The sequence below is a fragment of the Bradyrhizobium sp. genome, from assembly GCF_022844465.1.
Lineage (GTDB): Bacteria > Pseudomonadota > Alphaproteobacteria > Rhizobiales > Xanthobacteraceae > Bradyrhizobium.
In genome coordinates, this window is record NZ_JALHLP010000013.1 from 1 (window position 1) to 23251 (window position 23251).

The 23251-nt window shown below is 64.4% G+C and carries 20 protein-coding genes; 13 read left to right on the top strand and 7 right to left on the bottom strand.

Going from position 1 to position 23251, the window contains the following annotated elements:
* Positions 1-330 precede the first annotated feature (330 nt).
* Positions 331-1557: a CaiB/BaiF CoA-transferase family protein gene (locus Q0D31_RS17800; protein WP_291853869.1), complete on the top strand. Its 1227-nt coding sequence runs from the start codon at positions 331-333 to the stop codon at positions 1555-1557.
* Between the two features lie 10 nt (positions 1558-1567).
* Here Q0D31_RS17800 and Q0D31_RS17805 read toward each other — a convergent pair whose 3' ends face one another.
* Positions 1568-2533 (bottom strand): LysR family transcriptional regulator, encoded by a 966-nt coding sequence (locus tag Q0D31_RS17805; RefSeq protein WP_291853870.1) that lies wholly within the window; start codon positions 2531-2533, stop codon positions 1568-1570.
* A gap of 121 nt (positions 2534-2654) precedes the next feature.
* Here Q0D31_RS17805 and Q0D31_RS17810 point away from each other — a divergent pair, with 121 nt between their 5' ends.
* Positions 2655-3617 carry a Bug family tripartite tricarboxylate transporter substrate binding protein gene (locus Q0D31_RS17810; RefSeq protein WP_291853871.1) on the top strand — a complete coding sequence of 321 codons (963 nt, stop codon included), beginning with the start codon at positions 2655-2657 and terminating at the stop codon, positions 3615-3617.
* Positions 3618-3679: 62 nt separating this feature from the next.
* On the opposite strand, the gene Q0D31_RS17815 is transcribed toward Q0D31_RS17810, so the two are convergent.
* The 3 genes from Q0D31_RS17815 to Q0D31_RS17825 form a co-directional block, all read right to left on the bottom strand.
* A complete protein-coding gene (locus Q0D31_RS17815; RefSeq protein ID WP_291853872.1) occupies positions 3680-3970 on the bottom strand; it encodes a LysR substrate-binding domain-containing protein in 291 nt (96 codons plus the stop codon).
* A gap of 47 nt (positions 3971-4017) precedes the next feature.
* On the bottom strand, positions 4018-4260 hold the full coding sequence (locus Q0D31_RS17820; RefSeq protein ID WP_291853874.1) for a hypothetical protein: 243 nt from the start codon (positions 4258-4260) through the stop codon (positions 4018-4020).
* A 119-nt stretch (positions 4261-4379) separates the two neighbouring features.
* Positions 4380-5633, bottom strand: coding sequence for a vanadium-dependent haloperoxidase (locus tag Q0D31_RS17825; protein ID WP_291853876.1), 1254 nt, complete (start codon positions 5631-5633; stop codon positions 4380-4382).
* A gap of 149 nt (positions 5634-5782) precedes the next feature.
* On the opposite strand from Q0D31_RS17825, the gene Q0D31_RS17830 reads away from it, so the two are divergent.
* A complete protein-coding gene (locus tag Q0D31_RS17830; RefSeq protein ID WP_291853877.1) occupies positions 5783-7357 on the top strand; it encodes a winged helix-turn-helix domain-containing tetratricopeptide repeat protein in 1575 nt (524 codons plus the stop codon).
* A 418-nt stretch (positions 7358-7775) separates the two neighbouring features.
* Here Q0D31_RS17830 and Q0D31_RS17835 read toward each other — a convergent pair whose 3' ends face one another.
* Entirely contained in the window at positions 7776-8678 is a 903-nt protein-coding gene (locus tag Q0D31_RS17835; protein ID WP_291854103.1) for an alpha/beta fold hydrolase, read from the bottom strand.
* A gap of 249 nt (positions 8679-8927) precedes the next feature.
* Between Q0D31_RS17835 and Q0D31_RS17840 the strand changes: the two genes are divergently transcribed.
* From Q0D31_RS17840 to Q0D31_RS17850, 3 genes are read left to right on the top strand one after another with little or no spacing between them, the layout of a single operon-like run.
* Positions 8928-10316, top strand: a complete 1389-nt coding sequence (locus tag Q0D31_RS17840; RefSeq protein WP_291853880.1) for a class II 3-deoxy-7-phosphoheptulonate synthase — start codon at positions 8928-8930, stop codon at positions 10314-10316.
* A gap of 1 nt (position 10317) precedes the next feature.
* Positions 10318-10671: a diacylglycerol kinase gene (locus Q0D31_RS17845; RefSeq protein WP_291853882.1), complete on the top strand. Its 354-nt coding sequence runs from the start codon at positions 10318-10320 to the stop codon at positions 10669-10671.
* A 45-nt stretch (positions 10672-10716) separates the two neighbouring features.
* Positions 10717-12468 carry an NAD+ synthase gene (locus Q0D31_RS17850; RefSeq protein ID WP_291853884.1) on the top strand — a complete coding sequence of 584 codons (1752 nt, stop codon included), beginning with the start codon at positions 10717-10719 and terminating at the stop codon, positions 12466-12468.
* Between the two features lie 6 nt (positions 12469-12474).
* Here Q0D31_RS17850 and Q0D31_RS17855 read toward each other — a convergent pair whose 3' ends face one another.
* Positions 12475-13503: a DUF2865 domain-containing protein gene (locus Q0D31_RS17855; RefSeq protein WP_291854105.1), complete on the bottom strand. Its 1029-nt coding sequence runs from the start codon at positions 13501-13503 to the stop codon at positions 12475-12477.
* A gap of 504 nt (positions 13504-14007) precedes the next feature.
* Here Q0D31_RS17855 and cysS point away from each other — a divergent pair.
* From cysS to cimA, 3 genes are all read left to right on the top strand, one after another.
* Positions 14008-15426, top strand: coding sequence for a cysteine--tRNA ligase (gene cysS / locus Q0D31_RS17860; RefSeq protein ID WP_291853886.1), 1419 nt, complete (start codon positions 14008-14010; stop codon positions 15424-15426).
* Between the two features lie 114 nt (positions 15427-15540).
* Positions 15541-16053: a GNAT family N-acetyltransferase gene (locus tag Q0D31_RS17865; protein WP_291853888.1), complete on the top strand. Its 513-nt coding sequence runs from the start codon at positions 15541-15543 to the stop codon at positions 16051-16053.
* Positions 16050-17648 carry a citramalate synthase gene (gene cimA, locus Q0D31_RS17870; protein WP_291853890.1) on the top strand — a complete coding sequence of 533 codons (1599 nt, stop codon included), beginning with the start codon at positions 16050-16052 and terminating at the stop codon, positions 17646-17648. The genes Q0D31_RS17865 and cimA overlap by 4 nt, the downstream gene beginning before the upstream one ends.
* Positions 17649-17844: 196 nt before the next feature.
* On the opposite strand, the gene Q0D31_RS17875 is transcribed toward cimA, so the two are convergent.
* Positions 17845-18450: a TIGR00730 family Rossman fold protein gene (locus Q0D31_RS17875; RefSeq protein WP_291853892.1), complete on the bottom strand. Its 606-nt coding sequence runs from the start codon at positions 18448-18450 to the stop codon at positions 17845-17847.
* Between the two features lie 214 nt (positions 18451-18664).
* Between Q0D31_RS17875 and Q0D31_RS17880 the strand changes: the two genes are divergently transcribed.
* The 4 genes from Q0D31_RS17880 to Q0D31_RS17895 all read left to right on the top strand — a co-directional run bounded on the left by Q0D31_RS17880 (position 18665) and on the right by Q0D31_RS17895 (position 23187).
* Positions 18665-20632 carry an ABC transporter ATP-binding protein/permease gene (locus Q0D31_RS17880; RefSeq protein WP_291853894.1) on the top strand — a complete coding sequence of 656 codons (1968 nt, stop codon included), beginning with the start codon at positions 18665-18667 and terminating at the stop codon, positions 20630-20632.
* A gap of 59 nt (positions 20633-20691) precedes the next feature.
* The gene (locus Q0D31_RS17885; protein WP_291853896.1) at positions 20692-21390 is read left to right on the top strand and encodes a phosphatidylserine decarboxylase; all 699 of its coding nucleotides are present in this window, start codon (positions 20692-20694) and stop codon (positions 21388-21390) included.
* A 66-nt stretch (positions 21391-21456) separates the two neighbouring features.
* The gene (locus Q0D31_RS17890; RefSeq protein WP_291853898.1) at positions 21457-22332 is read left to right on the top strand and encodes a phosphatidylcholine/phosphatidylserine synthase; all 876 of its coding nucleotides are present in this window, start codon (positions 21457-21459) and stop codon (positions 22330-22332) included.
* Between the two features lie 147 nt (positions 22333-22479).
* On the top strand, positions 22480-23187 hold the full coding sequence (locus tag Q0D31_RS17895; RefSeq protein ID WP_291854107.1) for an RraA family protein: 708 nt from the start codon (positions 22480-22482) through the stop codon (positions 23185-23187).
* Positions 23188-23251 lie beyond the last annotated feature (64 nt).

Sequence of the window (23251 nt, forward strand, 5' to 3'; positions counted from 1 at the left end):
ACTCCCGGCAGAGGTCCGTCATCGCCTCCCCGTCCAGCAGGCGGGCAACAAAACGCAGGCGTTCTTCCATGACCGAACTCGCTTTCCACGGCATCCACACACCTCCCGCTTGCAAAAAAGCGAAAAGTGTAACCCATGTGTCCGGTACGAAATGTCACCTATGTCTCGGGCCGCTCAAACATTGCGCACGCGCAGAAAACGGTGCTCCCGCCCGGTCCCGGATACCCGCATGACCCAGACGCAGGGCTCGGCGCGGCAAAATAGTGTATCGGCTTGGCACCGCGCCCGGGGCACCGCGCCGCAACGCCAAGAAAGAACCGGAGGACGTCCATGTCGGCTCTGCCACTTCAGGGCATCAGGATTCTCGACCTGACGCGCGTGCTCGCCGGACCCCTGTCGGCGCAGATGCTGGCCGATCTCGGCGCCGAGGTGATCAAGATCGAGCGTCCCGGCGGCGGCGACGACGCCCGCGCCTTCGGTCCGCCCTATCTCGCCGACCCCGACGGAAAGCAAAACAACAACAACTCATTCTATCTCTGCGCCAACCGCAACAAGAAGTCGGTCACCGTCAATATCGCCACCGCCGAAGGCCAGGACATCGTCCGCGAACTGGCGAAATCCTGCGACGTGATGATGGAGAACTACAAGGTCGGGGACCTCAAGCGCTACCGGCTGGATTACCAGTCGATCAAGGCGATCAATCCCGGCATCGTCTATTGCTCGGTCACCGGCTTCGGCCAGACCGGACCCTACGCGCCGCGCGCCGGCTACGACGCGATCCTGCAGGCGATGGGCGGGCTGATGAGTGTCACCGGCCATCTCGACGGCGAGCCCGGCGCGGGCCCGATGAAGGTCGGCCCCTCCATCGTCGATTACATGACCGGGATGAATTCCTCGATCGGCATCCTGGCGGCGCTCTATCACCGCAAGGCCAATGGCGGGGCGGGCCAGCATGTCGATGTCTGCCTGTTCGACACCGTGATCGCCTCGCTGTCGCATTACGCCCAGATCTTCCTCGTCAACGGCCAAACCCCGCCGCGCCGCGGCACCTGGGGCAATGGCGGCATGCCGGCCGGCGTGTTCCGCTGCACCGACGGCGAACTGATGCTGGTGGTCGGCAATGACGGCCAGTTCGTGCGCACCTGCGCCGTGCTCGGCGCGCCAGAGCTTTCCAGCGACCCGCGGTTTCTCAGGAACAACGACCGCGTCGTCCACGGCAAGGAGATCATGGCGATCTTCGCCGGATTGTTCCTGAAGCAGCCGGTGGCGCACTGGCTGGAAGCGCTGGAACAGGCCGGCGTGCCCTCGGGCCCGATCAATGATTTCGCGCAGGTGTTTTCCGATCCGCATGTCCGCGCCCGGGGCATGCAGGTCAAGGTCGATCATCCGTTCGAGCCCGCGCTGTCGCTGATCCGCAACGCGATCACGTTCTCGGATACGCCGGTGACCGAGTATCGCGCCCCGCCGCTGCTCGGCGCCGACACGAAGGAGGTTCTGGCGACGATCGGTTATGACGACGCCAGGCTCGAAAAGCTGAAGGCGCAGAAGATCGTCTGACGCGGGAGCATTACTTGCGGGTGACGCGGGTCGTCCGCTTCGGCTGGATCGCCTTGCCGATCGGAACGGCCGATTGGACGAACAGCCCGGCCACCGGGCTCAGCGAACGATCCTTCAATGCGATCAGGCCGATCGCTCCGCGCGTTGTTGGCAGCCGCACGTCGACGGAAGTCAACTGCGGGTGTTTGTCGGGCGTCGTCAGCATCGTGTTGGGATGGATGGCGAGAAAATCGCCGTTGCCGACCAGGACGCTCATAGCATAGGTGGAAGACGTCGTGACGGTCGCGCGCGGAAATTCGAGGCCCTGCGCTTCGAAGGCGGCGCGCATGACCTGCGTCAGGAACCCGGTCGGGGGAGGGAGGACCCACGCTTCAGGCACAAGATCTGCCAGAGAGACATTTCGTTGCCGCGCCCACTTGTTGTTTCTGCTGCAGATGACGGCCAGCTCGTCATGAAACAGCGTCTCGATCCTCAGATCGTCGTCGCGAACCGAAGGCGCAAGCCGGCTGATGACGATTTCGACATCGCGTTGGCGCAACTGGCGGAGAAGCACGTCGGTTCCGGCCACGCTGAGCTCGAACCGCATGCGGGGATAGCGCGGCGCCAGACGATTGAACACGGCCGAGGCGACCGCTGACATTGGCGGCGTGGTGCCGATTCGCAACTCTCCGACCTCGGGGTCGGCAAGTGAGGCGATCTCGCTGATGCCGTGTCGCAACTCGTTGAACACGATGGTGCTGCGGGCCAGCAGCGCCAGTCCGTAAACGGTCGGGGACACGCCCTGCGAGGTGCGATCGAGCAATGGCACGCCCATGGCCTGCTCTAGCTCGGAAATCGCATATGAAACGGCGGGCTGTGTTATCGCCAGATAGGCTGCCGCCTTGGCCATGCTGCCCGTTTCGGCGGCGGCCTGGAGCACATGAAGGTTGCGAAGCTTGATGCGTCCATCGAGGGCAATGCTCCAGTCCAAGTCCACGTAAGCCTCCATCAATGGATTCTATCGCCATATAAGGAAAACAAGACTTCCCTTATGGATCATCGGGAGGGAGGTTGGATCGGTCAAGACGATAGCGGCGATATTTCAGTTGGAGACGTCCATGCACATGATCCGAATGGCATTGGCAGCCACCCTCGGCCTGGTCCTGGCAGGACCTGCCGCCGCGCAAATCGGCGAATCTCCGATCCGAATCGTTAACCCGTATCCTGCCGGCGGCGTTGGTGATACGGCCGCGCGCATGATCGCCGATTCCATACGCACGCGGCTCAACCGGACGGTCATCGTCGAGAACAAGCCCGGCGCGGCTGGACGCCTCGGCGTCCAGTCGGTCAAGGACGCCCCGGCCGACGGCACCGTGTTGCTGTTCACGCCGATGGCGCCGATGGCGCTTTTCCCGCACGTCTATGACAACCTCGCGTACGATCCCCTGCGCGATTTCCAGCCGATCTCCCAGGTCGGCACATTCGACCTTGGCGTGGCGGTTGGCGCCAGTGTACCCGCCGGAAACCTCCGGGAACTGGTTGACTGGCTGAAGGCCAATCCGGCGCAGGCCACCTACGGAACGCCGGCTGCGGGATCCCTGCCGCACTTCTTTGCGGTGCTGTTCGCCCGCCATGCCGGCGTCGATCTTCGCCACGTCGCTTACAAAGGCAACCCCCAGGCCATCACCGACCTCATCGGCGGTCACCTACCCCTGCACTTCACTTCAACGCAGGATTTGGTGGAGGCCCATAAGGCCGGGCGCATCCGAGTCCTCGCGACGTCGGGTCGGGAGCGTTCGACGGCGCTGCCCGAGGTGCCGACCTTCACCGAAAGCGGCTACGCGATCCGCGGTGAAGGCTGGTATGGTGTCTATGCCCCGGCCAAGACGCCCGTGAAAGTCGTATCGCAGCTGAATCAGGCCGTGGTCGAAGCGGTCCGCAACCCCGAATTCAGCAAACGTCTGGCGCCGCTGGGCGTCCGGACAACAGGTACTTCGGCCGAGGAATTCGTAAGGATTCAGAAAACCGATTCCGAATTGTGGGGGCCGGTGGTCAAGGCCTCGGGCTTCAAGCCCGAGTGAAAGGCAAGGCGTTAGCTGTCCGGATAACCGCTGCGCTCAAGCCTGATCGCGTTCCACCCCGTTCACAAGCTTGCCGGAGTGAGCTTTGCAATCGTTCGAACCATGCTCACAAATTGTTTGACCACCGGCGATGAGTCGCCGCGTCGGGAGGCCAGTCCAAGAAACGCTTTTGGAGCAACGCCCTGCAGGCGGTAAACGACCCCGGCAATGCGCACGCTCTGCATGGTCGACGGCACCAGGGCGATGCCGAGTCCGGCTGCCACCAGCTTCCCAGTGGATACGAAACTGAAAAGTACGCAGGCGTGATCCGCTCGGGCAAGATCACGGCAAAGTGAGTCCTGAAAAGCGATCAACCGAGCCTGCCTGTAATGCAATTCACATCGACGCGCTGCAGATCGCATTACCGTCCGCGAAAACGAGGTGCCGGTGATGAAACGATATTTCCCGCGTAATCTAGGAAGACCTTCGTGCCTATCGTCACCCGCGCAAGACCGACCAGGATCGCGTCCAGTTCTGTTGGGCCCTGGGTAAACTCGACCACACGATCTATTATGCCGAAGTCGCCAACCGTGAGGATCGGCAGGCCAGTTTTGAAACGCTGCTCAAGATATCGAGCATCGATCACCGCCCGGCGCAATGCCATGTTCTGGATGCGGCATCACGCCGGGCGACGCGAACAAAGTTGATCGACGAGTGGTTCGGGTCTGAATTCGAGGTCGTCAACACGACGTTCTTGTCAGACCTCGATTATCATTCCGCCGATCAGCGCTTCCTTTGTGCATCGGCGACGGCGCCGGGCATCAGCGTCGCCGCCGTCAGTTCGCCGATCTTCTTGCCCATGTCTTTGGCGGTTTCGGTCGAGAAGCGGTAATGGAAACCGGCGTAGATGCGGGCGTTGGATACCTCGTCGCTGTAGTCCTGCAGCCGCGTCCATTTGCGGGTGATGCCGGGCGCCGTTGGGCTGGCCAGCGTGACCTCGCCGATCTCGTTGCCGACGACATTCTGCAGCACCGTGGAAACGGCTGACGCGACGATGCAATGCGCGCACGGGTACTCCGGATGCATCGGAGTCGTTCCCAGCGGTTGCCACGAGGGCTCGCGCGGGGTCGCGGGATTGGAGGTGAGGTCGGCGTTGCGGATGGCGGTGACGGGACGCCAGAGGTTGTAGGCGTACTTGGCGTCGAAGACGGCAATGAAGGCATCGGTGCCGGCGATCGATGTCAGGGCATAGAGGCGGGCGCAATCGACCAGGTCCATCTTCCTGGCTGATACGATCTGGCGGACGATGGGATTGTAGGTCCGCGGCCCGGTGAAGAACCAGAAGCGCGCGATCGTCGTCTGTTCGTCCGTGCGTTTGCGGCTGGCGCTGCCGCCGATCTCACGAATCTCGTTGAGGTCGCGGGTCCAGGTCTCCGAGGTCAGCGGGGGAGGCGGGCCGGGGCGGAATTGCGATCCGCTCGCCATCGCGAACGGCATGATCTTCGAACTCGTGGATTCGATCGGTGTCGGCGTCGGCACATAGACGCCCGGCGTCGTTACGGGACGATAGCTTTCCGGCGTGTTGCTGCCGTCGCTGGCGCGCAAGGCGATGATCCCGGCGGCGGCTTGCTTTCCGAGTTCGATACCCTTCGACTTCGCCTCGCTCCCCGCAATCCCGGCGAGCGACGCGGCCAGCGTTGCATCGAGGTCGGATTTTCGGTCGGGATGCAGCGTCAGCAGCACGTCATAGGCGGCGGCAGCGGCGGCCGCTTCCCGGGATGCGCTCCGATCCGCGGACAGGTTGAGCTTGTAGGGGGCATAGCGCCTGTCGATGGCGTTGACCGCCTCGAACATCGCGATATGAAGCATCGCCTGCCCGCGCGCGTTGGGAGCGTTTGGTAGCTGCTTATCGATGGCGATGGCATCTGCCTTGGCGTTCCAGTCCATGATGACGTCGCCGCGGGCGGCGGTCGTGGCGAACAGCGCGATGGCGCCGCTGATCCAGACTGCGATGGAAAACCGTGATGTTGGCTTCATCGAACTTCTCCGTGACTCGTGCCCCCGAGGTCGAGGGCTCGCCCGGACGCTCCCACATCCCAGGCGCGGCGGCGGTGAAGAAGCAGTGAAATTGTGATGAAATGGTCTAAACTGCCGCAGGCCAACCGGCACAGGTCGATCTCGCAGAGATGGTGGAAGCACAGAGCTATCGTTTTGGTTCGTTCCAGGTCGATCGAAGGTCGGCCTGTCTGCGCCGCGGCGGCGTCACGGTGCCATTGCGGCCAAAATCCTTCGACGTGCTGGTGTATCTGGCGCAGCATCCCGGCCGGCTCGTTCCGAAGAAGGAGTTGATCGACCACGTCTGGCAGAACGTCAACGTCACGCAAAATTCGCTGGTCCAGTGCATCAAGGAAGTTCGGCAGGCGTTGCAGGACGACGGCCAGGCGATCATCGAAACCGTCGCCAAGCGCGGCTATCTGTTCGCGCTGCCGGTGACGACCGACGCCGGCGTTGCCGATCCGAGCGCAAGCGCCACGACGGTGGAGGCCGGCGGAAACAATGCGCTGCCGTTGCCCGACCGTCCCTCGATTGCCGTGCTGCCGTTTGCCAACATGAGTGGCGATCCCAACCAGGAATACTTCGCCGACGGCATCTCCGAGGACCTGATCACCGGCCTGTCCCGCATCCGCTGGCTGTTCGTCATCGCTCGCAATTCGACATTTGTATACAAGGGCCGTGCCGTCGATGTCCGGCAGGTCGCGAAAGAGGTGGGTGTACGCTACGTGCTCGAAGGCAGTGTGCGCCGCGCCGGCCAGCGGCTACGCATCAGCGCTCAGTTGGTGGACGCGACGACCGGCGGCCATCACTGGGCCGAGCAGTATGACCGCGAACTGGGCGAGATCTTCGCGGTTCAGGATGAGATCACGCGAAGCGTCGTCGCCGCGATCGAGCCGCGCTTGCTGGCGGCGGAGGGCGTTCGCGCCTTTGCGCGTTCTCCGGGCGATCTCGGGGCCTGGGAGCTGGTGGCGCGGGCGCAAACGCATGTCTGGCGGCTGACGCGAACGGATAATGAAGCCGCCGTTGAGGCGCTTGGTCGTGCCGTTGATGCCTATCCGGACTACGCGCCGGCAAGAAGCCTGCTCGGGTTCTGCCTGGTGTTTGCCGCGCATAATGGCTGGATCGACCGGGACCAGGGCCTGCTCGCCGGCCGTCAACACACCCTGCGGGCGATCGCGCTTGACGATTGCGATCCGTGGGGACAGATCGCGTTCGGCTACTGGGCGATGATGGAACGACGTACGGAAGAATCGATCGCGGCGTTCCGGCGCGCGGTCAGTCTCAATCCGGGTTCAGCGGCCGCCCACGGCTATCTCAGCCATGGCCTGGCGTTTGCGGGATTGAGCGATGAAGCCATCACGCATGGCAGAGAAGCGATGCGGCTCAGCCCGTTGGATCCCGACACCGCGATGTTTCTCGGAGGCATTGCCGTCGCCAGCTACCTGGCCGGCCAGTACGCGGAGGCGTGTCGATCCTCGGAGCAACTGCTTCGGCTGCGCCCGGGCTTTCACGGCGCCCAGCGCTTGCGCTGCGCGAGCCTGGCGCAGATGGGCAGGGTAGACGAGGCCAAAGAATTTCTCGCCGTAGCACGGCTTGAGCAACCGCAACTCTCGATTGACTGGATAAAGGCGAGCGTTCCCTATCAGACCCCCGAACTGATGGAGCGGTTTCTGCAGGGCATGCGCAAGGCCGGCCTGACGGATTGAACGAGGGCCTTTCGCGGGCGGAGGCAAAAGAGCCGTTCTCCAGGGAGATCGCGTTATAAGCCGTCAATCCACTGCGCAGGGAAGGCCGGATGCTCTCCGCTGGACCTGTATGCTCGTGTGCGCATTTTCTATGTGCACAATGCACACGAGACCGCGGGTGCAGCGCGCACCCGGTCTTCCCTGCGCCCTCTTCATCGAGGGGGCAAGGAGCAACAGCAAACCTCGGGCGAAACATGCCGCGAGATCGCGAACTCGTATTCAGTCGTCGTCGCCCGGCTCGACCGGGCGACCCAGTATTCCAGAGACGTCAGTGATAGGACCGATAAGCCGCGGCGTACTGGATCGCCCAGTCGAGCCGGGCGATGACGACATCCTTGTTTCGACATTGGAGCGGCTGCGCCCGCAGCGCCGAGACCCGCTACTCCCCCGCCTGAATCCATTCCGCGGCCCCGCGCCACAGCGTATTGCGATGCTCATTCCTGAAAAAGCCGAAGTGGCCGATTTTGCGCGCGCCGGCATCGGCCGGCTCCACCATGACGATCTCCGGCCTGATCGAGGTGAAGCCCGAACACAGCAGGTCGACCGCGGGCCGCGTCGCCCAGGGGTCGTCGGACATGCACAGCGCGCGCAGCGCGCCCGTGTAGTTCGGAAAATTCCGCACCGCCGCCAGCGTGGGGTCGTCGAACAGATAGCGCGGGCTCGCGACCCAGCCGACCCATTGCAGGAACGCATCCTTCGGCAGATCCATGCCGAGGCCGGCCTTGCCCGGCATGTAGCCGAGCGCGCGGGTCAGGGGAACGCCGACGAACTTCAGCAGGGCGTAGACGCGGTAGCGCTCCGGCGTCGCCATCAGCCTCCAGTAGCCGGCCTGCGCGGCAATGAAGAGCGCGCGGTCAATCTCGGAGTTGTTCGGCAACAGGCCGAGCGCCTGACCGCCAAAGGAATGTCCGACATAGGCGAACGGCAGCGCCTGGTAGCGCTCGCGCATCCACGCCACCGCGGCGGTGGCGTCGCGCGCCGCCCAATCCGCCATCGAGGCCCTGAAGCCGACCAGCGATGCCGGCTGGTCGGAGCCGGCGATGGCCTTTGGCCGGGAGTCGCCGGTGCCACGGTAGTCGTAGGTCAGCACTGCGCAACCGCGGGTGGCGAGGTAGCTGGCAAAGCCGCGATAGCGGCGGCGCGGCACAGCGGTCGCCGAGTTGATCAGCACGGCGTGGCGCTTGGCGGCGCGCGGCAGAAACAGCGTCGCGCCCAGCGGATAGCCGTCGGTCGCAGGCACCGTGATGTCGTCGATGAAGACGTCGTCCAGCCCCGGCCCGATCACCGCCAGCTCCTTCTTGGGATTTTTTCGAGCGGCCCTACCAAAGGCGGATTCGGATATCGCCGCAAGGGCTTGCCAAGACTACCGGAAATCTAACTGGCGGTGGGCCGGCGGCCTGTGTATAAACCGGCCTTCACAACCGCCGGCCCAGCTACGCGAGGGGCTTTGACGGGGCCTACCCCATTGCCGGCCCGACCGAAGCTCTAGCGAAGGCGGGCAAGTTGCGGTTTTTGCTCAGGAGTTGACGCCATGTCCGAGCGGTGGACACCCGATAGCTGGCGCACCCGGCCGGTGCTGCAAATGCCCGATTATCCCGATGCCAAGGCATTGGCCGATGTCGAGGCGCAGCTTGCCACCTTTCCGCCGCTGGTGTTTGCCGGCGAAGCCCGCAACCTGAAAAAGGCGCTGGCGCGGGTCGCCGCCGGCGAAGCCTTCCTGCTGCAGGGCGGCGATTGCGCCGAGAGCTTTGCCGAGCACGGCGCCAACAACATCCGCGATTTTTTCCGCGTGCTGCTGCAGATGGCGGTCGTGCTCACCTATGCCGGCGCGCTGCCGGTGGTGAAAGTCGGCCGCATTGCCGGGCAATTCGCCAAGCCGCGCTCCTCGAACACCGAGAAGGTCGGCGGCGTTGAATTGCCGAGCTACCGCGGCGACATCATCAACGACATCGAGTTCACGCGGGAAGCGCGTACTCCCGATCCGCAGCGCCAGTTGATGGCGTACCGGCAGTCGGCGGCGACGCTGAACCTGCTGCGCGCGTTCGCGACCGGCGGCTTCGCCAATCTCGGCAGCGTGCACCAGTGGATGCTCGGCTTCCTCAAGGATTCGCCGCAGTCGCGGCGCTACAAGGAACTGGCGGACCGCATTTCCGACGCGCTGAACTTCATGCGCGCCTGCGGCCTCGACCTGGAAAGCCACCCCGAGCTGCGCGCCACCGATTTCTACACCAGCCACGAGGCGCTGCTCCTGGGTTATGAGCAGGCCTTCACGCGGGTCGATTCCACCACCGGCGACTGGTACGCGACCTCGGGCCACATGATCTGGATCGGCGACCGCACCCGGCAGCTCGACCACGGCCATGTCGAGTATTTCCGCGGCATCAAGAACCCGATCGGCCTGAAATGCGGTCCCTCGCTGAAGCCGGATGAGTTGCTGAAGCTGATCGACGTCCTCAATCCCGACAATGAACCGGGCCGGATGACGCTGATCAACCGTTTCGGCGCCGACAAGGTCGGCGAACATCTGCCGGGGCTGGTCCGCGCGGTGCAGCGGGAAGGGCGCGTCGTGGTCTGGTCCTGCGATCCCATGCACGGCAACACCATCACCTCGACCTCGGGCTACAAGACCCGCCCGTTCGACCGCGTATTGTCGGAGGTGAAGTCGTTCTTCGCCATCCACGCCGCGGAGGGAACCCATGCCGGCGGCGTGCACCTGGAAATGACCGGGCAGGACGTCACCGAATGCATCGGCGGCGCGCGTGCCATCACCGACGAGGCCCTCAACGACCGCTATCACACGGTCTGCGACCCCCGTCTCAACGCCGAGCAATCGATCGACCTTGCTTTCCTGATCGCCGAACTCCTGAAGCAGGAGCGTGGCGTCAGGGACAAGCCGATGCCAGCCGCGGCGGGACTTTGACTTGCTGCGACTTTGGCGGGCCACGATCAACACGCGTAACGGCCTCGTCTTCGCGATCCGCTCCGAGCAGGCCGTGCGCGAGGAGATATTCGCGCTTGCGCTTTCGCTGCCGCTGGCCTGGCTGGTCGGCGTCACCGCCATGCGCCGCGTCGAACTGATCGCGGCGGTCGCCTTCGTGCTGGTGGTCGAACTGGTCAATACCGCGATCGAGAAGCTCGCCGACCGCCTGACCACCGATCACGATCCGAAGATCGGTCAGGTTAAGGATATGGGATCGGCGGCAGTCGGCGTATCGCTACTGATGGCCGGAGCTTTCTGGCTGTTCGCCCTCGCCGAACGCATGGGCGCGATCTAAAGCGAGCAATTGCAGTTTGTCCTTGTGCAAGGCAACATCGCTGCCATGACTGAACCGACCTTCAAGATCACGCTGGCGCAGTTGAACCCGACCGTCGGCGACGTCGCCGGCAACGCCGCCAAGGCGCGCGCCGCACGCGACCGGGCGAAGGCCGACGGCGCCGATCTCGTGGTGCTGCCGGAGCTGTTCGTCACCGGCTACCCGCCGGAAGACCTGGTGCTGAAGCCGGCCTTCCAGGCCGCCTGCCGCGCCGCCATCGAGCAGCTGGCGCGCGAGAGCGCCGGCGGCGGCCCGGCGATGCTGATCGGCACGCCCTGGGTCGAGGACGGCAAGCTCTACAATGCCTGTGCGCTGCTCGACCAGGGCCGCATTGCGGCGCTCCGCTTCAAGGCGAACCTGCCGAATTACGGCGTGTTCGACGAGAAGCGGTTGTTTGCGCGCGGTCCGGCTTCCGGGCCGGTGACGGTCAAGGGGGTCCGGGTCGGCGTTCCCATCTGCGAGGACATCTGGCTCGAGGAATCAGAGGAATACGAGAACGTCGTCGAGTGCCTGGCCGAGACCGGTGCGGAAATCCTGGTGGTGCCGAACGGCTCGCCCTATGCGCGCGACAAGAACGATGTGCGGCTGTCGGTCGCGGTCGCCCGCGTCACCGAAAGCGGCTTGCCGATGGTCTATCTGAACCAGGTCGGCGGCCAGGACGAACTGGTGTTCGATGGTGCGTCGTTTGCGCTCAATGCCGATCTGTCGGTGGCGGCGCAACTGCCCGCCTTCGACGAGAGCATCGTGACGCTGAACTGGAGCAGGGGTGCCGGCGGCTGGCGCTGCACCGGGCCGGTCGCGCCGCTGATCGAGGGTGACAAGGCGGATTATGCCGCCTGCGTGCTCGGCCTGCGTGACTACGTCCGCAAGAACGGCTTTCCGGGCGTGCTGCTCGGCGTCTCCGGCGGCATCGATTCGGCGCTGTGCGCGGCGATCGCGGTCGATGCGCTCGGCGCCGAGCGGGTTCGTGGCGTGATGCTGCCGTTTCGTTTTACCGCCCAGGTCTCGCTCGACGATGCCGCCAGGCTCGCCAAGGCGCTCGGCTTTGCCTACGAGGTGCTGCCGATCGCCGACGCCGTCAACGGCTTCGAAAAGATCCTGTCAAAACCCTTCGCCGGCCTGCCGCGCGACATCACCGAGGAAAATCTGCAGGCGCGCACCCGCGGCACGCTGTTGATGGCGATTTCCAACAAGACCGGCGCGATGGTGGTCACGACAGGCAACAAGTCGGAAATGTCGGTCGGCTACGCCACCATCTATGGCGACATGAACGGCGGCTTCAACCCGATCAAGGACATCTACAAAACCGAAGTGTTCCGCTTGTCGAGCCTGCGCAACCAGTGGAAGCCGGATGGCGCGCTGGGGCCTGCGGGCGAGGTGATCCCGGTCAACATCATCACGCGGCCGCCGACGGCGGAACTGCGCGAGAACCAGACCGATCAGGATTCGCTGCCGCCCTACGACATTCTGGACGCCATCCTCGAGCGGCTGGTCGAGCGGGAGGAGCCGCTCGCCGCGATCATTGCAGCCGGTTTCCCGGCCGAGGTGGTGACGCGGATCGACCGGCTGCTCAACGTCGCCGAATACAAGCGCCGGCAGGCCGCACCGGGTGTCAAGGTGACGGAAAAGAATTTTGGCCGCGACCGCCGCTACCCCATCACCAACCGCTTCCGCGACGATGGCAAGGCGTTGACCGAGCCCGACGACGGGCTGGTCGCCCGCGCCGGCCGCGCGTCGGCTGAGGCGTTCGAGGGATAGCGGCCGCTATTGCTTCGGCTGGATGAAGGTCGGGCCGACGGTGCGGATCGGCTTGTCCTTGTCATCGGCCACGGCGGTTGTCTCGGCCGGCGGTGCGTTGGCAGTGGCGGGCGTGGCGCCCTTTTTGGCCGGCGGCGGGGGCAGCGCCTTGGGCTGCGCGCGCTGCTGCATCCGCTTGGCGCTTTCCTCGGTGACGATGATGTCGCCCTGCTCGACCGAAGCCCTGTCGTCGACCGACTTCAGAGCCTCCGACCAGGTCTGGCCCGCCGCCTTGCAGGCGCAGGCCGCGTTGAACTCGGTGCGGAACTTGAAGGCGTTCGGCAGCGACGAATAGGGCTGTCCCGTGATCGAGACCGCCTGGTTGATGTCCTCACCTGGATTGCGATAGGTGAACAGCGCGGCTTCGGTGGCCGGGCACAGCGCCCGGCAGGTCTTCTCGTCGTCCTGGAATCGCGCCTGATAGGTGGCGAAGGATACCGGGAAGTAAGCGCCGTCGCAGGTGCGGACGCAAACGGTACGGAAGGTGCCGGAGGGTGGGCCCAGGTCGGCGCTGGGAGGCGGCAGCTGGTTGTTGTTGCCGAACAGGCTGTCGATGAAATTGCCGGGCCCGCGCGCCGCCGCCGCGTATTGCGGGCCGCAATTGTTTTGCGCGAGCGCCGCCAGCACCGAGCGGCGCTGGTTTTCGCGGTCGGCGCCGCCGATGCCGCCGCTGCGCAGCCGCTCCAGGCTGGTCGTGATCTGGTCGAGATTGCTGCGCATCTGCTGGATCTGGTTGTTCACCGGCGCGCATTGCGCCGACTGGCCGTTGAAAAGCGAGAAAAATCCGGTGCTTTCGCAGCCCATCCGCTTGGCCTGCAGCGTCACGCGATCAAGTTCGGCCTGCTGCTTGGCCTGGGCGTCCTGATAGCGGCGGATCTGTTCATCCTTGGCGGGGTCGCCGGTGCCAGCACCCCGGTCGATCGCCGTCAATTGCCCCTCCAGCCGGACGCAGACCGGATTGGCCTGCGCGCCTGGCGGCGGCGCGCCGGGGTTCATCTGCGCGTAAGCAGGGCTGGCCGAGGTCGCGATGCCGAGCAGCACGACCGAGGTCAATATCCAATGGGCGAGGGGAGCGTTGGGTATTCGCAGCATATCCGGCCATTAAAAGTGAACCGCGCGGCTACAAAAAAACCGATCGTCACGGTCAAGGCGGCGTCGTGCGGCCAAGGTTGCATTCAATACCCGCTTCTCGGGGCAGCGTCACGTCGTTTCCGGGGCGGGGGTGTGGCAAACCCTGCCCGATCAGGGGGACGAAAGGCGTCCGGCTGGTGCTGGCTGGCGGGTGATCGCGACACAAGGGTTAACCACGAGGCGCGGCGATATCCACCCGAATCGGGCCTTGACGCCGTCCCCCTGATGCCGCCATGCTGGAAACATGAACGACCGCCTCGCCATCTCAAGCATTTGCCGCGAGATTATTAGCTAGCGATTCGCTGGCTGAGGCCGTCTTTTCTCCCAACCGAGATCATTGGACGCCCGGCCGCCACGGATGGGTTTTCCATGGAACTGCGCCTCTACGATACGTTGACGAAGGAGAAGCGGCCGTTTGTGCCGCTCGATCCAAACAACGTCCGCATGTATGTCTGCGGACCGACGGTTTACGACTTCGCCCATATCGGCAACGGTCGTGCCGCGATCGTGTTCGACGTATTGTTCCGCGTGCTGCGCCATCGGTACGGCGCAGCACATGTGACCTATGCTCGCAACGTCACCGACGTCGACGACAAGATCAATGACCGCGCCGCGCGCGATCATCCGGGCCTGCCGCTGAACGAGGCGATCCGCAAGGTCACGGAGCTGACCTACCAGCAGTACCAGGACGACGTTACCGCGCTGGGCTGCTTGCCGCCGACCGTGCAGCCGCGTGCGACCGAACATATTCCGGAAATGCGGGCGATCATCGAGAAGCTGGTCGCCGGCGGCTTCGCCTATATCGCCGAGGACCACGCGCTGTTCTCGCCGCAGGCGATGAACGCGGCTGATACGGTGATGCCGCGCTATGGCGCATTGTCGAAGCGCCCACTCGACGAAATGATTGCCGGCGCTCGCGTTGACGTTGCCCCCTACAAGCGCGACGACACCGACTTCGTGTTGTGGAAGCCGTCGAAGCCGGGCGAGCCGTCATGGCCGTCGCCATCGGGCATCAAGACGGAAGGCCGCCCCGGCTGGCACATCGAATGCTCGGCGATGGCCTGGAAGCATCTCGGCGAGAAATTCGACATTCACGGTGGCGGCATCGATCTGGTGTTTCCGCACCATGAGAACGAAATCGCACAAACCTGCTGCGCGTTTCATTCCGACCGGATGGCGAATGTCTGGATGCACAACGGATTCCTGCAGCTCGAGAGCGAGAAGATGTCGAAGTCGCTCGGCAACTTCTTCACGATCCGCGAGATGCTGGCCGATTGGCCGGGCGAGGTGCTGCGCCTGAGTATGCTCAGGACGCATTACCGATCGCCGCTCGATTGGGCCAGGAAGAGCGCGGAAGAGAGTGCGAAGACGCTGGACGATTGGTACGCAATTGCAGCCGACGCCGACGCCGGTCAAGCGTCGCCGGCCTTGATCGAAGCGCTGTATGACGACCTCAATACGGCGCAGGCCATGGCCGTCCTGCATGGCCTGCGGAACGCAGCTGCGTCCGGTGGCGAGCGCGAACGCGGCGAATTCGTGGCGTCGCTTCGGCTGCTAGGATTCCTCTCGATGAGTGCTGAGGCATGGAAGCGACGCAAGCAGCAGGCAAGCGGCGTCGATACGCAACAGGTAGGCGGACTGATTGCGGACCGCACCGCAGCGCGGGCGCGCAAGGATTTCAAGGAATCCGACCGCATCCGCGACGAACTCGCCGCAATGGGCGTTGTGCTCAAGGACGGCAAGGACGCCGACGGCAATCCTGTTACAACCTGGGAGATCGCGCGATGACCAAGCCCGACACGCCGTTCCCGAAACACTGGCGCTACTACATCTTCATCAAATGGGCGCTGATCGTCGGCGCGGTGGTGCTCGCCTTGCGGCTGCTCGGAGCGTTTTGACGCGATGGGACAGGCATTGCCCAAACCCGGCCTACGGCCGTATCTGCCGGCGGACACGCCGATGCTGGCGGCGATCTTCGTTGCCGCCATCGAGGGGCTGACCGGCGAGGACTACAGCGAGGCGCAGCAGGAAGCCTGGGCGGCGGCCGCCGATGATGAAGAAGCGTTCGGCGCGAGACTTGCCGGCCAGCTCACGCTGATTGCCACGATGCAGAGCGCGCCGGTCGGCTTCGCCTCGCTGAAAGGCGCCGACCACATCGACATGCTTTACGTGCATCCCAGCGTCGCCGGGCAGGGGATAGCGTCGATGCTGGTCGAGGCGCTGGAAAAGCTTGCCGCTGCGCGCGGCGCCAAAAGCCTGACGGTGGACGCCAGCGACACCGCCGAGCCCGTGTTCAGGAAGCGCGGCTTCGTCGCCACCCAGCGCAACACCGTCACCATCAATGGCGAATGGCTCGCCAACACCACGATGCAGAAGGCGCTGGCTGACGCGGCCGTGCCGGGAGGCCCTTCATGAGCCGCGAACGCCTTTATCTCTTCGACACCACGCTGCGCGACGGCGCGCAGACCAACGGGGTCGACTTTACCCTGCACGACAAGCGTATCATCGCGCGGATGCTGGATGAACTCGGCATCGACTATGTCGAGGGCGGCTATCCCGGCGCCAATCCAACCGACACCGAATTTTTCGCCGAGAAGCCGAAGTTCGCCCACGCCAAATTCACCGCCTTCGGCATGACCCGCCGTCCGGGCCGTTCGGCGTCGAACGATCCTGGCCTTGCGGCGCTGATCGAGGCCAAAGCGGATGCGATCTGCTTTGTCGCCAAGGCCAGCGCCTATCAGGTGCGGGTGGCGCTCGAAACCACCAACGAGGAGAACCTTGCCTCGATCCGCGACAGCGTCGGCGCGGCAAGGGCCGCGGGCCGCGAGGTGATGGTCGATTGCGAGCACTTCTTCGACGGCTATAAGGAGAATGCCGACTACGCGCTGGCCTGTGCGAAGGCGGCCTACGAGTCCGGCGCGCGCTGGGTGGTGCTGTGCGACACCAATGGCGGCGCGATGCCGCACGAGGTCGAGTCCATTGTCGCCACCGTCATACAACATATCCCCGGCTCTCACGTCGGCATCCACGCCCACAATGACACCGAGCAGGCGGTGGCCAATTCGTTGGCCGCGGTGCGTGCCGGCGCGCGCCAGATCCAGGGCACGCTGAACGGGCTCGGCGAGCGTTGCGGCAACGCCAATCTCTGTTCGCTGATCCCGACCCTGCGCCTGAAGCGCGAGTTCGTCGACGCCTTCGAGATCGGCGTCACCTCGGAAAAGATGGCGACGCTGATGAAAGTGTCGCGCACGCTCGACGCCATGCTCAACCGCGCGCCGAACCGCCACGCGGCCTATGTCGGCGAAAGCGCCTTCGTCACCAAGACCGGCATTCATGCCTCCGCGGTCATGAAGGACCCGCACACCTATGAGCACGTCTCGCCTGAATTGGTCGGCAACCGCCGCAAGGTGCTGGTGTCGGATCAGGCCGGACGATCCAACGTGATGGCCGAACTCGACCGCGCCGGCATCAACTACGAAAAGAACGATCCGAAGCTGGCGCGCCTGGTGGAGGAGCTGAAGGAGCGCGAAGCGGCGGGGTACGCCTATGAATCCGCCAACGCCTCGTTCGACCTGCTGGCGCGGCGCACGCTCGGCCGGGTGCCGGAATACTTCAAGGTCGAGCAGTTCGACGTCAGCGTCGAGCAGCGCTACAACGCCAACGGCCAGCGCGTCACGGTGGCGCTGGCGGTGGTCAAGGTCGACGTCGCCGGCGAGCGGCTGATCTCGGCGGCGGAAGGCAACGGCCCCGTCAACGCACTTGACGTGGCCTTGCGCAAGGACCTCGGCAAATATCAGACCTACATCGAGGGCCTGAAACTGATCGACTACCGCGTGCGTATCCTCAATGGCGGCACCGAAGCGGTGACGCGGGTGCTGATCGAGAGCGAGGACGAGAGCGGCGAGAGCTGGACCACGATCGGCGTGTCGCCCAACATCATCGACGCCTCGTTCCAGGCGTTGATGGATTCGGTGATCTACAAGCTGGTGAAGTCAGGCGCGCCGACGTGAGGTGGATTAGTCATTCCGGGATGGTCCGAAGGACCAGACCCGGAATCTCGAGATTCCGGGTTCGATGCTTCGCATCGCCCCGGAATGACGGCTGAGGGGCCATCACCTGATCGACCACATCTCCGTCTCCGTCATTGATCCCGACGGCAACCGCATCGAGGCGGTCACGTTTCTGGCGGCGTGAACCGCCGACGACCTAAAGCTTGCTCGCCAGTTCCGGAGTCAATTCCCTGGTGCCTTCGGGCGCGCGGGCGGCGGCGGCGCGCAGGCGCGGCAGGACGTCCTCGATCCGCTCGGCCTTGAGAATCTCGACGTTCAGCGACGGGCGGATGAATTCGGTGGCGCGCATGTGCGCGAACAGCGCCAGCAGCGGCTCCCAGAAGCCGTCGATGTTGGCGAGCAGGACCGGCTTTGAGTGCTGGCCAAGCTGTTGCCAGGTCATTTGCTCGACCAGTTCCTCCAGCGTACCGATCCCGCCGGGCAGCGCCACGAAAGCGTCGGAGTGCTCGAACATCAGCCGTTTTCGTTCGTGCATGTCCGGCGTGACGATCATTTCCTGAACGCGCGTCAACGCCCGTTCGCGGGTCTTGAGAAAATCCGGGATGATGCCGGTGACCGAACCGCCATGATCCAGTGTCGATTTGGCGACGGCGCCCATCAACCCGACCGATCCGCCGCCATAGACGAGACGAATGTTGTTCTCGGCGAAGGCCTTACCGAGCGCATGCGCGGCCTCGACGAAACGGGGGCTGGAACCGGGGCCGGAGCCGCAATAGACACAGACAGTCTTGATTTCATTCATGCCGTCCATGTGGCATTGCAAACAGAAAACCTCAAGTGTGGTGGCGTCGCTCTGCGCATAGGAACAGGCCCGAAACACCGTCAACCGGGGAAAGATTTGTCTTTCAAGGCTGTACGGAACGGTCAAACGCTTTATATGACGGACATATGCAGATCACCCTGAAATCCCTGATGTTGAACCGGAGCGCCGGCCTTTCCCCGGGGCGGCCACAATAATGGCCCATCCCGATTCGCCCCCGCCTGCCGGTCCAGCCGACGGCGCCTCCCCCGAAAAGGCGACGCTGGTCGGAACGCTGGTGCATCTATGGCCCTATATCTGGCCCGGCGACCGCGTCGACCTCAAGATGCGCGTCGTCTGGTCGATGCTGCTTCTGCTGCTTGCGAAGCTCGCGACGCTGTCGGTGCCGTTCACCTTCAAATGGGCGGTCGACGCGCTGAACGGCGCGGGCTCCGCGCCGATCGAGCCGTCGAACTGGATGTTGTGGCTGATCGCCTCGCCGCTGCTCATGACTGCAAGCTACGGCGCAGTGCGTGTGCTGATGGCGGTGCTGACGCAATGGCGCGACGGCATCTTTGCCCGCGTTGCGATGCATGCGGTGCGCAAGCTCGCCTACATCACCTTTGTTCACATGCACGAGCTGTCGCTGCGCTTTCATCTCGAGCGCAAGACCGGCGGCTTGACGCGCGTGCTGGAGCGCGGCCGTTCCGGCATCGAAGTCATCGTGCGGATGGTGATCCTGCAACTGGTCCCGACCATCGTCGAGGTCTCGCTGCTGATGGCGGTGCTGCTGTGGCAGTTCGACTGGCGCTACGTGCTGGTTACCGCGATCACGGTCGTGATCTACATGTACTACACCTATGTCGCGACCGAATGGCGGATCGAGATCCGCCGCAAGATGAACGATTCCGACACCGAGGCCAACACCAAGGCGATCGATTCGCTGCTCAACTACGAGACGGTGAAATACTTCAGTGCGGAGAGGCGCGAGGCCGAGCGCTACGATCGCTCGATGGAGCGCTACGAGCACAACAGCGTCAAGACATATACCTCGCTCGCGGTGCTCAACACCGGGCAGGCGGTCATCTTCACCTTCGGCCTCACCGCGACCATGGTGATGTGCGCGCTCGGCGTCCGCAACGGCACCAACACGATCGGCGATTTCGTCATGGTCAACGCCATGATGATCCAGCTTTACCAGCCCCTGAACTTCATGGGCATGGTCTATCGCGAGATCAAGCAGGCGATCATCGACATCGAGAAGATGTTCGGCGTGCTGTCGCGCAATCCGGAGATCAAGGATGTCCCCGGCGCGCTACCGCTGATCGTGAGCTCGGGCAATGTGCGCTTCGACGAGGTGCGGTTTTCCTATGATCCGGAGCGGCCGATCCTCAAGGGCCTCAGCTTCGAGGTCCCCGCCGGCAAGACGGTTGCGATCGTTGGCCCCTCCGGCGCCGGCAAGTCGACGATTTCGCGGCTGCTGTTCCGGCTCTACGACGTCTCCGGCGGCAAGATCTTGATCGACGGCCAGGACATCAGGAACGTTACCCAGGCGAGCCTGCGCGCCTCGATAGGCATGGTGCCGCAGGACACCGTGCTGTTCAACGACACCATCCGCTACAACATCCGTTACGGCCGCTGGGACGCCAGCGACGCCGATGTGGAGCAGGCGGCGCAACTGGCGCAGATCGACAGCTTCATCCGGATGTCCCCGAAGGGCTACGAAACCCAGGTCGGCGAGCGCGGGCTGAAGCTTTCGGGCGGCGAAAAGCAGCGGGTGGCGATCGCGCGCACGGTGCTCAAGGCGCCGCCGATCCTTGTGCTCGATGAAGCCACCTCGGCGCTGGACAGCCACACCGAGCATGAAATCCAGGAGGCGCTCGAACGCGTCTCGCGCGGCCGCACCTCGCTGGTGATCGCGCATCGGCTCTCTACCATTGTCGGCGCCGATGAAATTATCGTGCTGGATCAAGGGCGCATCGCCGAGCGCGGTACCCACGCCGGGCTTTTGGCTTCCGGCGGACTTTATGCCAGTATGTGGAACCGGCAGCGCGAGGCAGAGGAGGCGCGGGAGAAGCTCGCGCAGATCGCCGACGACAACGAGGCACCGAACCGCGTCCCGCCGCCGGTCAACGATCAGCTCAATGAGCAACCCAAAGACCCGTTGGCAAGCGCCGCGGAGTAATCCAGGTCCGGCTCCCGGAAGCGGGTACCGGGCGAAACAACAGATAACAGTGAGCCTTGATGTCGATTGCCAATTCGATCCGCGCGCAGATTCCGCCAATCCATCCCGAGGGCTATCCCTTCATCGGCGGCTTTGCGCTGGTCAGCCTGATTCTGTTCTGGATCTGGACGCCTTTGGGCTGGATTGGAACGCTGCTGACGGTCTGGTGCGCACTGTTCTTTCGCGATCCCGTCCGGGTGACGCCGGTGCGCGATGGTATCGTGGTCTCGCCCGCCGACGGGCGCGTCTCGATGATCGCCCAGGTGCTGCCGCCGGCCGAACTCGGTCTCGGCGATCGGCCGCTGCCACGCGTCTCGGTGTTCATGAGCGTGTTCAACTGTCACGTGAACCGCAGTCCGGTGTCGGGCCGCATCGATCGTATCGTGTACCGGCCGGGCGCCTTCATCAATGCCGAGCTCGACAAGGCCAGCGAGGACAACGAGCGCAACTCGCTGGTCATCTCGACGCCGAACGGCCGGATCGGGGTGGTCCAGATCGCCGGCCTGGTGGCGCGGCGGATCGTGTCGTTCGCGCGCGAGGGCCAGTCGATCGGCGCCGGCGAGCGGTTCGGCCTGATCCGTTTCGGCTCGCGACTGGACGTATATTTGCCTGAAGGCGTAAGGGCGCTGGTGTCCGAGGGCCAGACCGCGGTTGCGGGCGAGACGATCCTGGCCGATTTCAGCGCCAGCGATCCGGGACGCACCTACCGCGCGGATTAACCATTCGAAGGGCCGGGTTCCGCCCAATGGCGGAGCGGGCCCGGGCTTGCTATATACTGGCGAGCAATGACGCCCATCGATCCCAAAGCGCCCGAACAACGCCGCCGCCGGTTTCGCCCGATCCCGGTGCGGATGCTGGTGCCCAACGTCATCACCTTGCTGGCGATCTGCGCCGGGCTGACGGCGATCCGGCTGTCAACCGAAGGGCGGATGGAGCTTGCAGTAGCCGCCATCGTATTCGCGGCCGTGCTCGACGGGGTCGACGGCCGCGTCGCGCGCATGATCAAGGGCCAGTCGAAATTCGGCGCCGAGCTCGACAGCCTGGCGGACTTCGTCAATTTCGGCGTGGCGCCCGGCCTGATCCTCTATTTCTGGCAGTTGCACGATCTCGCCAATGTCGGCTGGATCGCGGCGATGGTGTTTGCGATTGCGGGCGGCCTGCGGCTGGCGCGCTTCAACGCCTCGATTGACGACCCGAACAAGCCTGCGTTCGCGGCCAATTACTTTACCGGCGTGCCGGCGCCTGCCGGCGCGATCCTGGCGCTGTTGCCGGTCTATCTCGCGTTTCTCGGCCTGGCGAAACCGCCGGCGGCGCTGACCGGGCTCTACACGCTCCTGATCGCGTTCCTGATGGTCTCGCGCCTGCCGGTTTTTTCCGGCAAGACGACGCCGATGCGCGTGCCGCCGGAGATGGTGCTGCCGGTGTTCGTCTCGGTCGTGTTCTTCATCGCGCTGTTGATCGGCTATCCCTGGCATATTCTGTCGATCGGCTCGGTTCTCTATCTGCTGAGCCTGCCCTGGGGCTGGAAGTCGTATCGCGCCCATGAGCGCAACGCCGCCGCGGCGCTGCCGGCGGAGGCCGGCGCGCCGTCAGATGTGCCGCCGCCATTTTCGCCGGCGGCCGGTGAACCCGAGAATGAGCGGCCGACGCGGCTGAACTGATCTCCACATTCTTCTCATCAGTCTTGCCTGGCGTGAGCGGGCGCCGAGTTGGGTTTCGGCCCAATCTCGGCTATAGGCTTATCGGAGAACGGCTGCTCAGAACCAGCCGACCAAGAAAGATCAGGAGAGAACGCCGTGAACAAGGCCATGACCGCCCCGCTGCCCGCTTCCGTCCTCGAAGCGTTGGCGCGCTACGATACCCCTACGATCTGCAATGCGATGGAGATCGTGGCGCCGGAGCGCCGCCTGATCGGCTACACCACCAAGCCCCTGGTCTGTCCGTTTCCCGGTCTGCCGCCGATGGTCGGCTACGCCCGTACCGTCACGATCCGCTCGGTTCTCAAATCCACCCTGCCGGCCGACGAGCAGTCCCGCCGCCGCATCGCCTACTACGAATATGTCGGCACCGGATTCGGACCGCGCATCACCGTGATCCAGGACATCGACGGCGCCGACGTCGGCTACGGCGCGTTCTGGGGCGAGGTGCAAAGCAACGTCCACAAGGCGCTCGGTTGTCTTGGCGTCATCACCGACGGCTCGATCCGCGACATCCCGCAATGGGCGCCGGGCTTCCAGGCGCTGGCGGGGTCGATCGGACCGTCGCACGCCTGGGTCCATGCGGAAAGTTTTGGCGGCGAAGTGCGCGTAGCCGGCATGACCGTTCACTCCGACGATCTCATCCACGCCGACCAGCACGGCGCCATCGTCATCCCGGTCGATATCGCTGCGAAAATCCCTGACGCCGCCGAACTCTGCGGCCGGCGCGAAACGCCGATCCTGGAAATCGCCCGCAGCCCCGATTTCACGCTCGAAAAGCTCAAGGCGGCCTTGAAGCGTTCGGCGGAGATCCACTGAGGGGGCGATGAAAAGGGAAGGGGCAGGCGCGCCATAAGGGGATTGTGGGCGACACTGGCGTGGT

Excerpts from the sequence above, each read along its gene's own strand:
- Q0D31_RS17800 (WP_291853869.1), top strand. The coding sequence starts at position 331 with ATGTCGGCTCTGCCACTTCAGGGCATCAGGATTCTCGACCTGACGCGC.
- Q0D31_RS17810 (WP_291853871.1), top strand. The coding sequence starts at position 2,655 with ATGCACATGATCCGAATGGCATTGGCAGCCACCCTCGGCCTGGTCCTG.
- Q0D31_RS17820 (WP_291853874.1), bottom strand. The coding sequence starts at position 4,260 with ATGGCATTGCGCCGGGCGGTGATCGATGCTCGATATCTTGAGCAGCGT.
- Q0D31_RS17825 (WP_291853876.1), bottom strand. The coding sequence starts at position 5,633 with ATGAAGCCAACATCACGGTTTTCCATCGCAGTCTGGATCAGCGGCGCC.
- Q0D31_RS17830 (WP_291853877.1), top strand. The coding sequence starts at position 5,783 with ATGGTGGAAGCACAGAGCTATCGTTTTGGTTCGTTCCAGGTCGATCGA.
- Q0D31_RS17840 (WP_291853880.1), top strand. The coding sequence starts at position 8,928 with ATGTCCGAGCGGTGGACACCCGATAGCTGGCGCACCCGGCCGGTGCTG.
- Q0D31_RS17850 (WP_291853884.1), top strand. The coding sequence starts at position 10,717 with ATGACTGAACCGACCTTCAAGATCACGCTGGCGCAGTTGAACCCGACC.
- Q0D31_RS17855 (WP_291854105.1), bottom strand. The coding sequence starts at position 13,503 with ATGAACCCCGGCGCGCCGCCGCCAGGCGCGCAGGCCAATCCGGTCTGC.
- cysS (WP_291853886.1), top strand. The coding sequence starts at position 14,008 with ATGGAACTGCGCCTCTACGATACGTTGACGAAGGAGAAGCGGCCGTTT.
- Q0D31_RS17865 (WP_291853888.1), top strand. The coding sequence starts at position 15,541 with ATGGGACAGGCATTGCCCAAACCCGGCCTACGGCCGTATCTGCCGGCG.
- cimA (WP_291853890.1), top strand. The coding sequence starts at position 16,050 with ATGAGCCGCGAACGCCTTTATCTCTTCGACACCACGCTGCGCGACGGC.
- Q0D31_RS17875 (WP_291853892.1), bottom strand. The coding sequence starts at position 18,450 with ATGAATGAAATCAAGACTGTCTGTGTCTATTGCGGCTCCGGCCCCGGT.
- Q0D31_RS17880 (WP_291853894.1), top strand. The coding sequence starts at position 18,665 with ATGGCCCATCCCGATTCGCCCCCGCCTGCCGGTCCAGCCGACGGCGCC.
- Q0D31_RS17885 (WP_291853896.1), top strand. The coding sequence starts at position 20,692 with ATGTCGATTGCCAATTCGATCCGCGCGCAGATTCCGCCAATCCATCCC.
- Q0D31_RS17890 (WP_291853898.1), top strand. The coding sequence starts at position 21,457 with ATGACGCCCATCGATCCCAAAGCGCCCGAACAACGCCGCCGCCGGTTT.
- Q0D31_RS17895 (WP_291854107.1), top strand. The coding sequence starts at position 22,480 with ATGACCGCCCCGCTGCCCGCTTCCGTCCTCGAAGCGTTGGCGCGCTAC.